Source organism: Halobacillus sp. HZG1 (genome assembly GCF_035818575.1).
GTDB lineage: Bacteria > Bacillota > Bacilli > Bacillales > Halobacillaceae > Halobacillus > Halobacillus litoralis.
Map to the genome: position 1 here is coordinate 1 of NZ_JAYLVQ010000054.1, position 11,598 is coordinate 11,598.

At 42.3% G+C, this 11,598-nt stretch carries 9 protein-coding genes; 5 read left to right on the forward strand and 4 right to left on the reverse strand.

Going from position 1 to position 11,598, the window contains the following annotated elements:
• Nucleotides 1–230 precede the first annotated feature (230 nt).
• Nucleotides 231–1,592: an MATE family efflux transporter gene (locus tag VKA52_RS07695; RefSeq protein ID WP_326314904.1), complete on the reverse strand. Its 1,362-nt coding sequence runs from the start codon at nucleotides 1,590–1,592 to the stop codon at nucleotides 231–233.
• A 110-nt stretch (nucleotides 1,593–1,702) separates the two neighbouring features.
• On the opposite strand from VKA52_RS07695, the gene VKA52_RS07700 reads away from it, so the two are divergent.
• From VKA52_RS07700 to helD, 4 genes are all read left to right on the forward strand, one after another.
• Nucleotides 1,703–2,779, forward strand: a complete 1,077-nt coding sequence (locus VKA52_RS07700; protein WP_326314906.1) for an undecaprenyldiphospho-muramoylpentapeptide beta-N-acetylglucosaminyltransferase — start codon at nucleotides 1,703–1,705, stop codon at nucleotides 2,777–2,779.
• A 197-nt stretch (nucleotides 2,780–2,976) separates the two neighbouring features.
• A complete protein-coding gene (locus VKA52_RS07705; RefSeq protein ID WP_326314907.1) occupies nucleotides 2,977–3,399 on the forward strand; it encodes an ATP-binding protein in 423 nt (140 codons plus the stop codon).
• Between the two features lie 5 nt (nucleotides 3,400–3,404).
• Entirely contained in the window at nucleotides 3,405–3,758 is a 354-nt protein-coding gene (locus VKA52_RS07710) for a hypothetical protein (RefSeq protein WP_160915343.1), read from the forward strand.
• Between the two features lie 151 nt (nucleotides 3,759–3,909).
• Entirely contained in the window at nucleotides 3,910–6,321 is a 2,412-nt protein-coding gene (gene helD / locus VKA52_RS07715) for an RNA polymerase recycling motor HelD (RefSeq protein WP_326314908.1), read from the forward strand.
• Nucleotides 6,322–6,445: 124 nt separating this feature from the next.
• On the opposite strand, the gene VKA52_RS07720 is transcribed toward helD, so the two are convergent.
• From VKA52_RS07720 to VKA52_RS07730, 3 genes are read right to left on the reverse strand one after another with little or no spacing between them, the layout of a single operon-like run.
• Nucleotides 6,446–7,576 (reverse strand): Ger(x)C family spore germination protein, encoded by a 1,131-nt coding sequence (locus VKA52_RS07720; protein WP_326314909.1) that lies wholly within the window; start codon nucleotides 7,574–7,576, stop codon nucleotides 6,446–6,448.
• On the reverse strand, nucleotides 7,573–8,679 hold the full coding sequence (locus VKA52_RS07725; protein WP_326314911.1) for a GerAB/ArcD/ProY family transporter: 1,107 nt from the start codon (nucleotides 8,677–8,679) through the stop codon (nucleotides 7,573–7,575). The genes VKA52_RS07720 and VKA52_RS07725 overlap by 4 nt, the downstream gene beginning before the upstream one ends.
• Nucleotides 8,676–10,157 carry a spore germination protein gene (locus tag VKA52_RS07730; RefSeq protein ID WP_160915339.1) on the reverse strand — a complete coding sequence of 494 codons (1,482 nt, stop codon included), beginning with the start codon at nucleotides 10,155–10,157 and terminating at the stop codon, nucleotides 8,676–8,678. The genes VKA52_RS07725 and VKA52_RS07730 overlap by 4 nt, the downstream gene beginning before the upstream one ends.
• A 192-nt stretch (nucleotides 10,158–10,349) precedes the next feature.
• On the opposite strand from VKA52_RS07730, the gene VKA52_RS07735 reads away from it, so the two are divergent.
• Nucleotides 10,350–11,375, forward strand: a complete 1,026-nt coding sequence (locus VKA52_RS07735; RefSeq protein ID WP_326314914.1) for a TIGR00341 family protein — start codon at nucleotides 10,350–10,352, stop codon at nucleotides 11,373–11,375.
• The last annotated feature ends 223 nt before the right edge of the window (nucleotides 11,376–11,598 follow it).

Genomic DNA, 11,598 nt, shown 5'->3' on the forward strand with positions numbered 1-11,598 from the left:
GTTCGTTTCTCACTTTTATCGTATGGGGTGGCTGGGAAGCTGCGAGACTCCCGTGGGAGAAAGGAGATCGGCGAGATCCCGCAGGGCGTAGCCCGAGGAAGCTCGGCACTCCCCCACAGGAAAGCGAGTAGCTTCCCAGCCCCCCCTGACTCCAAATATGGCAAACGAAGCCCCCAAACATCTCGAAACTGAGTCTTCAAGAAACCTGCCAGTTTGTTTAATAAGCTGTTCTAGGAAGTGGAACTGATTGGGGGGGTTCTTTTTTGGATGTACAACATACGGATGAGGAGGGTGATGGCTCCTGCGGTCAGACCGATGGTCAAGCTTAACCAGTATCCATAAGGGCCGAGTGCCGTATAGTTCGCCAGCCAGTACCCACTTGGCAAGCCTATGCCCCAGTAAGAAATAAACGCCATGACAAGTGTAATGTTCACATCCTTATAGCCGCGGAGAATCCCTTGCAGAGGCGCACCAAACCCATCAGACAGCTGAAAGAATATAGCATAGATAATAAAATTCTTCGTCAATTCAATCACTCTGTCATCTGTACTGTAAAGTCTTGCAATGGCATCATCAAATATGAATAAAACCAGCCCTGCAAAAATGCTCATCGTTACAGCTGATGCAATTCCTAAATAAGAATACGTTCTCGCTTCCTTGTGTCTCTCTGCCCCGACTTCGAAACCAACGGCTATGGTTAAGGTGAAGGCGATACTCAAGGGGACCATATAGAGAAGTGATGCGAAGTTGATGGCTGCCTGGTGAGCGGCAATCGTATTCGTGTCGTAAGCTGTCATGAAAAAAGTGACGGCTGCGAAAATACTCGTTTCAAAAAAGATGGCAAAACCGATGGGAATGCCAATCTTTAATTGTGCCCACCATTCTTTCCATTCAGGAGAAATCCATGATTGGAAAATCTTATATGTTCTTAGAGGGCGGATTTTGTGAACGATACTGACAAGGATAACTAATGATACCCAGTAGGTGAGGGCAGAAGCTACTCCTGCGCCGATCCCTCCGAGTTCAGGGGCCCCCAATCGACCGAAGATAAACATATAATTGAAAAGAACATTAATGGGTAGCGTCATAAGTATGACGGTCATTGAAACTTTGGTTTGCCCAAGGGCATCTACAAATGACCGAAGGATGTTGAAAGCAAACAAAGGGACAATTCCAATCCCCAGTGTCACTAAGTAATATTTTGCGACATGCCGGACTTCTGGAGTAATGTCTAATAAAGACAAAATGGGATCCAGCAAAAAGAATCCAATGGTACCTATTCCACTTGCCAAAACAATGGACAAATAGATGCCTTGTTTGACGGAATAAGAAATCTCGTTTTCTTTCTTTGCCCCTTTTAATTGGGCAACAATTGGGGAAATAGCCATGAGAATGCCATTTAATCCTGTAAATACAGGCATCCAGATACTTGATCCTATTGCTACTCCTGCCAGTTGATCCGGCCCGGATTGCCCAGCCATAATCGTATCGAAAAAGTTCATAAGGTACATCCCGATTTGCGTAATCAAGATAGGAATGAGGATGATGCCGAACAATTTGATTTTTTCCTTTAATGTTTTTGTTTCATACATAGGCCACACTCTTTTCTGGTACAATTCTCTTTAGAGGAATACGAGGATTATAGCATAGTAACACATACAGACCTACTTAAGAAGCCCTCTGAAAGGACGTTGATTAACATATGAGTCAGAAACGAATTTTATTTACCGGTGGAGGAACCGCGGGACACGTGATCGTGAACCTTGCGCTTATTCCAGAATTCCAGAAAAAAGGATATACCGTTGATTACATCGGTTCTTATAGTGGGATTGAAAGAAACTTGATTGAACCTTTAGATGGAGTCACCTACCATGGCATCTCTACTGGAAAGCTTAGAAGATACATGTCTAAAGAAAACTTTAAGGATCCTTTTAAAGTGTTGAAAGGATTAGCTCAATCTCTTCGCATCATTCAAAAACGAAAGCCTCAAGTCATTTTTTCAAAGGGTGGATTTGTTTCTGTACCTGTAGTCATGGCAGCACGCCTGAAAAACGTCCCGACCATCATACATGAATCGGATTATACGCCGGGACTTGCCAATAAACTTTCCTTCCCATTTGCGAAAAAAATCCTGGCGACTTTTCCAGAGACGATGAAACACTTGCCAGAAGGAAAGGGCGAATATATCGGAGCCGTTGTACGTGAGGAACTGTTTGAAGGAGACCGCTCTAAAGGTTTAGCTTTGTGTGAGTTTCATAAGCAAAAACCCGTAGTAATGGTGATGGGAGGAAGTACAGGATCGAAAAGAATCAATGATGCGATTCGTGGTAATCTGGATGAATTGCTTCAGGAAGTCCAGATTGTTCACATCTGCGGGCACGGGCACAAGGATACGTCCATCAATAAGCGGGGATACGCCCAGTTCGAATATGTTCAGGATGAGCTGAAGGATTTGTTTGCTGCTACAGACTATATTGTTTCTCGGGCAGGATCAAATGCCATTTTCGAGTTTTTAGCTTTGAAGAAGCCGATGCTTCTTATTCCTTTATCAAGAAAAGCCAGCCGCGGAGATCAGATTTTGAATGCAGACTCTTTTGTTAAACAAGGGTATGCGCTTAAAAGAGAGGAAGAGGAACTTTCTAATGAAACATTAGTAAATGACCTCCGTCAACTCATTCATAATCGTAATCAGATTCTTGACTCTATGCAAAGCTATCAAAGTGAACAAACGAAGGAAAAAGTGGTGGACATCATTCAGAGTCATGAAAAGAATAAATAAGATCCGTACTCCTATAGTCAAAGATAGGCAAGAGGTAATGTTGCTTCGCTTGGAACTGGTATCGTTTTCCATTTTTATGAAAAAAACAGGACTTCCCCTTTTAAGTGATTTGGATAAAGGGAATAGGAAAGTGAACAAATCCATTTGCTAAGTACAATGATTGCACATCATTGACTTAAAAGAGGAGAGGCTGAATAATGAAGGCATCTATAGAAGCCAATATCAGACATCCGAGAGAACTGAGAGATGTCCGACGCAAATATTCACCATATCTTTCCAAATACTATGGGAATGATCAACTTCTTGTGGATGCATCCATTACTGAAGCTGTAAGGAATGCATGGGTCCACGGCCACCATGAGAGGACAGATTATCCCGTCTTGTTAAAAATCCACTTTCTTAACAAAAGGTTGCTCGTCAGAATTTATGATCATGGAGATGGGTTTGACTGGAGGCCTTATCAGGTGACAGGTGATGTGAAGCACTGGTTCCCAAGTGTGGAAGATTTAGATGAGAGTGGACGTGGAATTACGTTAATGCTTAGAGTTATGGATGTTTTACGATATAATGAAAAGGGCAACGAGTGTTTGCTGATGAAAAAATATCTCAATCAGGAGTAGATTTCGTGAACACAAACATCTGTCGTTATTGTTTCAAAAAAATCCAGGACCGTGACCAGCTTGTCACAGCATCCAACTGGTTCAGAATACGCCCTTATCACTACCGTTGCTTCGAACTGTTAGAGCAGGACACAAGGACCATTGCAGGAGCGTGGACACCTATTAATGGGAGAGTAGGACTTGTGACTGTTTTTCTCATGCTTGTTCTTTCAATCGTTCTTCTTTTAACCGATCTTCTTGGGAGGATTGGGGATTTGGTAGGATTCCTGGCCTTATATCCTGTACTACTGCGTATTCTTTCTTTCTTCATATTTGAAATGCATCTGCCGAAATATGTAGAAAATAAAAACAGACACTAGTCCCCTAATGTTAGCAGTTTAGTTTAGGTGTATGCGCAGGATAAAGCGCACCCTTAAGCTAAACTGCTTTTTATTTTACATAACGATAGAGAAGGATTTTTTTAAACGTAATTTTGAGGTGATTCAATGGATTACGTGACGTTTCACATTCATGATTTCAGTTGAAGCGCACAATTATGATTGCGCTTCCAAGGCGGGTGTGGTATCTTATTTATTCGTTGCTTCGAAAAACTGCATGATGGGCCAGCGCTCACGCGTCATTCCATTAGGTAAACGTTCTGTGAACTTTTCAGAACAAAAAGAAGGAGGAATGGCTCAAATGACGGAACGGCATCCGGAATTTGAAAAAGAATTGGATCGGCTTGCCTTTACGAAAACGTACATGGACAAACTGATCGCCTCACAGGAAACGGGTCAGGAATCACTGAAGAAGCGCCAGGAAGACACCCTTGAAAACCTTAGCTTTAAAGACAGCAGTCTTAGATATCAAGAAATGCTCTCTCATGCAAATTTCATGAAAATGTCCAAAGAACAGCTGGAGAACCTCAAACATCTACGAAATAAACCGTACTTTGCCCGCATTGATTTTCATCAGAAAGAAAAACCCGATCGAGAAATCTTTTATATTGGTAAGACGTCTTTATTTGACCGGGAGACTCAATTTCCTATTATCTTGGATTGGCGATCCCCTCTGGCAAATGTTTATTATGAAGGCCGCCTGGGAGAAGTGAGTTACGAAGCCCTTGGAGAAAGGTATGAAGGAGATGTTTCCCTAAAACGACAGTATCAGATTGAAGATGGAGAGCTGTTGGATTATCGGGATATCGACCTTACTACAAAGGATGAGTTGCTCCAGGATTCGTTAGCTCAAAATGCAGAAAAGCGTTTAACTGAAATTGTATCAACTATTCAAGAAGAACAGAATAAAATCATTCGTGCAGACTTACGAAAACCAATCATTGTGCAAGGGGCTGCGGGGAGTGGGAAAACGACGATTGCTCTTCACCGGATTTCTTATTTTCTCTACACAATGAAAGAGATTTTCCGCCCTGAAGAAATGCTCATTCTCGCCCCTAACCGTCTGTTTATTCAGTACATATCTGAAGTCCTGCCGGAACTTGGAGTAGATCGAGCGAGACAGACCACATTTACCGAGTTTGTTCAAGAAGCTACCGGTCTTCATCTGCCGGTCATTTCCCAGCACGAGGTGCTCATGAATGTTGTAGAAGATCCTAAGAAACACAGCGTTATTCATGATGCGAGACTTAAAGGGTCCAAAATGTTCAAAGACATCCTGGATCGCTATCTGCAAAAGTGGAAAAAATCCTACAAGGTAGAGGATGATTTTACCCTCGCAGGATTCAAGGTCAAAAGTGCAAAAGCCATCAATCGACTGTTTTTTGAGGAATACAGTTATTTTCCTTACGAGGTGCGCGTTCAAAAAATCAAGGCTGTTTTGCAAAGTGAATTACGAAGAAAAAAGAAGGAAATTTTGAATAAAATGGCTGCCAAATATGATGAAGCCCTGGATGATGCGCTTTATGGGATGAAGAATGCGGAAAAACGCAAAATCCGTGTTAGTTTTTTGATTACACGGAAAGGGGAGAGGCTGGATGAAATTAAAAAAGCAGCCAGGACAGCGGTCAATCGTTACATGAAGAAATATCCGGAAGTGGCTGTCTGGCCACTCTATCAGCAGCTCTTTCAGGAAGAATGCTTTTCACTGGTTGCTGCTGAAGAATCTTCTGAATGGGAACAAATGAGAAAGAATACAAGAAAAGTTCATGCAAAAGGAAAGCTTTGTGCGGAGGATTTAGCTCCTCTTTTGTATTTAAAGACCTTTATCACCGGTCTTGACCCTGATGATCGTGCAAAGAAAGTGGTCATTGACGAAGCGCAGGACTATAGCTTTATGGAAATCTTCAGTTTGAGGAAGGCTTTCCAAACAGATTTGTTCACCATTGTAGGGGACTTAGCTCAAGGGATCTATCATTACCGAGGCTTAGAGAATTGGGAGAGGTTACAAAACGAAATATTCCCAACCGCGAATTATCTTACTTTGCAGAAGACGTACCGCACGACCATTGAAATCATGAATTTAGCGAACAGCCTTTTGGATGATATGCCAGATGCACTTCCTAAAGCCGAGCCCGTCGTCCGACATGGGGATGTACCTACTTTCCTTTATAGGGATGAGCATGCAATTAAGAATATCCATCCATTGATTAAAGATTTACTCGAAAAAGGGATGAATAACTTTGCTTTTGTTACGAAAACAAAACATGAAGCGGAGCAGTTGGCTCATGAACTTCCTTCATTTGAGATTATGGACGAGAACACGGACGTGTTAGGAGATCGCGTCATTCTCCCCGCCTATCTTGCCAAGGGACTGGAGTTTGATGTTGTTATTCTCTACTGTAATGAACATACGTATGAAAGAAATGAACTGGATCTGAAAATGCTTTATGTAGCTATGACGAGGCCTCTGCATCGTCTTTATTTGATTGGAAGGCAGCCGGAAGACTTTCTCCTTACAGATAAGGATGGACTTTGGACGCTTTAGTACTTCCCGCTTAAAAGCGCAGGAGTGGTTGATGCACACATCCAAAGTCCATCCTTGAGAATGCATAAATGGATATAAACCCTTGTGATAAGAAGGTGCAACATTTTTCACAAGGGTTTCTACATTATTCGGAAATGCCATAGCGAAGAAGTTTAAAAGATACATCAAAATCAACTTGAAGACTTGGGATTTGCTCCCGCCAATTTTCTTTAGTTACCCGATTCGTTCTGTTCTGGGTGTTGTACTTTGCACCGAATCCAACAGGATCGACTCTATTATCAATCAGCACCTGCAAGGTTTCTTGAAGGTGTTCTTTTATTTGTTTTGCAATTTCCTTTTCTAAAGTTTCTACAGCTTCTTCATTTTTTAAATCTATATCCTGTGTGATTTCCAACAAACGACCTTCCATTTTCAGTTTGAATGATTGTTTGGTCGGATCTCCTTTAGAAGGGGTAATGGCATGTTCAGAATTCAGCTCATGGATAGATACATGCAGGGCATTTTCCCCTGGTTGATCGATGCTTTCTTTTTTGTGATACTTCTCTAATGCGTCCTTGGGCAGTTGGACTTGAAATTGCCCATGCTCAAATTCTTGTTTCATGAGCATAATGTAGAACGTGTGCTCATGGGATGTCGTATGCACATAGTGGTCATCCTGGAACAAACTGATCCCGTTGATCACAGCTTTATCGTCATCAAGTGTAAGTGATGGAAGAATGGGGTCTTTACCCGTGTCATAATAGTCATGCAGAAAGCTTGTCAATACAGCATTGGGAATCGCTTCTTCTTTGATGCTTTTTTTAATTAGCTCCTGAATATAATTCCCCGTGTTCGGGCGATCTTCGTCATTTCCTGATTTCAACAATTCTTCTGACGGAACTTCACTTGTAGCTAAGTAACCCATATCCGATATGGCAGCATCTCTTTGAAGGGTGTCCATATACTTCATCATCCCTCGTTTGGCCAGCTCGTTTTCAAATATTTCAAGTCTTACTTGACCGGAGACGAGTTGATGACTGGTGAGACGGCTTGTAGCAAATCGTATCCCTTTTGATGTATCTGCTTCTCCCGTAACGACCTGCGAGGTGCTTGTTTCCCCAGCATCAAATTGATACATGACAAGAGTGCCTCGTATCCTTTCATCTTCAGTCAAGTCATATCCAACAGCTGAAATGATACCTAATGTTTCTATATACGATTTGGGGATGCAGCCGGCCAAGAGGAATAGGACGACAAGAAGGGATGACCATTTCATGATGCATGCCTCTTTTTCATTGATTTTTTTAGTAGAACCAACACGTAAATCAATAATGGATAGACAAAAACAATCCAAAAACCAATTTGCCCCGTCCAGTCGGTCAGTTCGTTTAGCGCGACCCTTTTTTCTGCTGTGATCGAGGTTATGAATAAGAGAAAGGCTAATCCGTACAAGGATGGTTTCTTTGGTGCATTGAAAAGCCGATTTAAAGAATGGATGATCATCCATCCGAATAAAACGATATTCGGAATGATAACCATCATCCATAACGCCACAGCAATAAAATCAAATCGTTCTAATATGGAAAAACTTATGATTTTGAACAAAGATAAAGTGGCCCATACAGTGGACTTTAACTGATCAGGGCTGAAATAACCGATGGAAACAACGGTAACCAACAGGATGAGAAAAGTCGTAAAGAGTACACCTGCATGTGCTGGAAGGGCTGCTCTTTTTTTATCCTGGATAAACGGATAAACAAAAAAGAGAATCTCGAGTCCAAGCACGGAAAAAGTGACTTGCTGCACTCCCTTTAGCAGATCAGGAACAGGTGTCTGAAGCACGGGTAAGAAGTGTTCCCAATCCATATAGGTGATCGGTTTGTAGATGGTAAAGACAAGCCAGATGGTAAGAAAGAAAAAAACGACGCTTGTCCCTACGACCACTCTGAATCCGCCTAAAATACTATAAACCATGAGCGATAGTAAAAAGAGAGACATCAGCCATATCGGCATTTCAGGAAAGATAAATACCTGAACCACTTCAATGTAATTTTTAATGACCGTCAAAAGAAGCATGTAAATGTAGAGGACATATATTATGCCCAAGGCTTTCCCGATCCACACGCCAAACAAATCTTGCTGAATCCCAAGAATGTCGGCATTCTCATAAGATTTCAATATTTGGAGCGTGATGAAAACTACCAAATGAAGGTAAAGGCCCGCTACCAATACTGAAATCCAGGCATCCACCCCTGCTTCGAGCACAAGTATTCGGGGTACTCCCATTAACCCAGCACCGATTTGTGAGGTATGGATGATAAAGAAAAGGTAGAAAGCTTGAACGGTACGATCAGGATGAAAGGGGATATTCGTTTTCATAGACGGTCCACATCATTTCGTTCTCTCGCTTTTGACTCACTGTACCTCGAGTTGTCTTTGGTCATAAGAGCTTTGGATCGTTTGGCATTCTTTTGAAAAGGCACTCTGAAAATGGATTCATTGAAATCACTCCACTCGAATGGATAGATGGGGGCCAAATATGGACGTCCCAATGATTTCTGCTTTAATAGATGAATAACAAGGAAAGATAAGGCGAATACAATACCGATGATTCCCCAGGCACCTGCCAGAAGGATCATCGGAAAGCGGATGATTCTAATCGCTGTCCCCATTAAATAACTTGGGGCAGTAAAGGAAGCCAGAGCACTGAGTGCGATGATAATGATGAGAATGTTGCTCGTGAATCCAGCTTCTACAGCAGCTTGACCAAGAACGATCCCTCCAACAATACCCATCGTTTGCCCCACCTTCGTAGGCAAGCGGGCTCCTGCTTCTCTAAGCAATTCAATCAGAATTTCCAGTAAAAGAGCTTCTAAAACAGGAGGGAAAGGTACCGTCGATCTGGATTGTCCTAAGGATACAAGTAATGTGCTAGGGATGATTTCATAGTGAAACGTCAGTGCTGCTACATACATCGGTGTCAGAATGATGGACAAAGCCATGGAAACGAATCGAAGCAGCCTTATGAAACTCCCCATATTCCAGCGCATATATAAATCTTCCGTCGACTCAAAAAAACTGAAGAGATTCATCGGTCCCAGCAACATGGTCGGGCTTTTATCGACCATAACCCCTACACGACCTTTAGAAATGGCATTACAAAAGCGATCGGGCAGTTCCGTGAATATCAACTGAGGAAAAACGGTACTTGAGGAATCCTCTATCAATTGTCCAAGGACACTCGTGTCTTCAACTTCAGAGATATTTAAATCCTGAATCCGTTGTCTCATAGTGTTCACATTCTCTGTATTGGCAAGAGACTTCAAGTACACGATACGTATTTCCGATTGAATCCGTTCGCCGACAATCAACTTTTCCGTAACGAGGTCTGATGTGTCTAGACGCCAACGGATAACATTCAAGTTCGTCATGAGGGATTCAGTAAACGACACTTGAGGACCGAAAACCAGCGACTCTGTTTCTGCACGGTTTAAAGCACGGTGTTCTTGATTTGGCAGAGCGAATAGCGTGGCTTCTTTTTCACTTTCAATGTAAATACAGACACTCCCATGAATCATCTGCTCTATGATGGCATCCATTTTGTTCTCTTGTTTCGTGGAAGCTAGAGGGATTTTATTCATCAGCCCCTCGTTCGACCAAGGATGAGTAGATCTAGTGATAATTTCTAAAATTTCATCCTCCAGCTGTTCTTTGTTTACTTGATAATGAATGAATTGGACAATGATCGATTGACCTTCATGATTAAACACTTTTTGGACAAGGTCCGGACTTTGATTAAGTAAATCTTTGGATGACGACAGAAACTGTTCTCTCTTCATCGGTAGTAGGAGAGACATCAAGGAACCCCCTTTCTATTCTTCTCTAAGTAGAATTAGTATGTGGAAAATAGGAGACATTATGAAGGAGATTCAGTACATCACCAACTGGAAAAGGGAGCGGAGGGACTGGAGTTATCAGAATCACCCATAGTTTAGTGTTCTTTTAATACTTCATAGCTTATACAGAATGGTTGAATAGAGGTGAACAGCATGAACTTGCAATTAATTGAAGTGTACATTCCTGACCAACACTTTGAATCCATTGATGAAAAGTTGAAAAAGTATGATCATCGTTCATATTGGGTGTCGATTGAATCAGAAGAACGTATGCTTGTGCGCATACTCGTCCAAAAAAATGAAGTGGAAAAGATCCTTAATTATTTGGAGGAAGTTTCTAATGTGGTGGAAGGGTTTGAGACCCTGTTAATTCCTGTCCAAACTTATATATCTAAAGAAACCATTCATGAAGAAACCAAAGAGGAAAAGGAAAAAGAAAAAGAAGACGACGAAGAGGAAAAGTCCCGTTTGCTGCGAGCAAGTCGCCATGAATTAATGAATGCCGCTGAAAAAAACAGCCATATTACAATGAATTATTCCTTACTTATCTTGCTATCAGCTATTGTAGCAACTGTCGGTATCATTAAAGATAGCGAAGCGGTTGTTATTGGGGCTATGGTGATAGCCCCTATGATTGGTCCTGTCATTTCCGTTGCATTTTTTGCTATTCTGGGTGATTATAAAGGACTTGGGCAGTCAGCGGTTAGTTCATTATACGGGGTAGCCATCGTATTGTTTATTTCCATAGCCTTTGGTTTTTTTACGGATGTCGGAATGGAGAACGCTCAATACTTGGATAGAACGAAAGTGACCTTGATAGATATTCCATTGGGAGTCGCTTCTGGTGCTGCTGGAGCACTGGCTTTTTTAAACCGTTTATCCGGAAACCTGGTGGGTGTGATGGTTGCTGTAGCCTTGCTCCCGCCTTCTGTAGCTATGGGAATGTCGATCGGCGATGGATCGATGACAGCCGCATATGGTGCATTCTTGTTAGTGACGGTAAACATCATGTCCATCCTCCTTGCTGCCGTCTCCATCTTCTCGATCAGCGGTATCCGACCTGTTCGATGGGAGGAGGTTCAAAGAGCGAATGTCTCCCGTCCCCTCTCCATCGTATTCGTTATCGTCATCGTCCTCATCCTAGCCATTGTCATTCTTGAAGGCCAGAACATTATCTGACTAAAGCTCCCTTTTCTTGAAGACTCAGTTTCGAGATGATTGTAAGGTTTTAGGGGCTCCGGGAAAAGGTTCGTCTTGCTCCATCGTCCAGATACTCGCGTCATAAGCAGAACAGCAAAGGAATGAAAAGCACATTCCGTTGCTGTTCTGCTTATGCCAGTCGTGTCTACCAGGACGATTCCGCATTTGAACACTTTCCATGGGGCGGGCGGTGAGCCTCCTC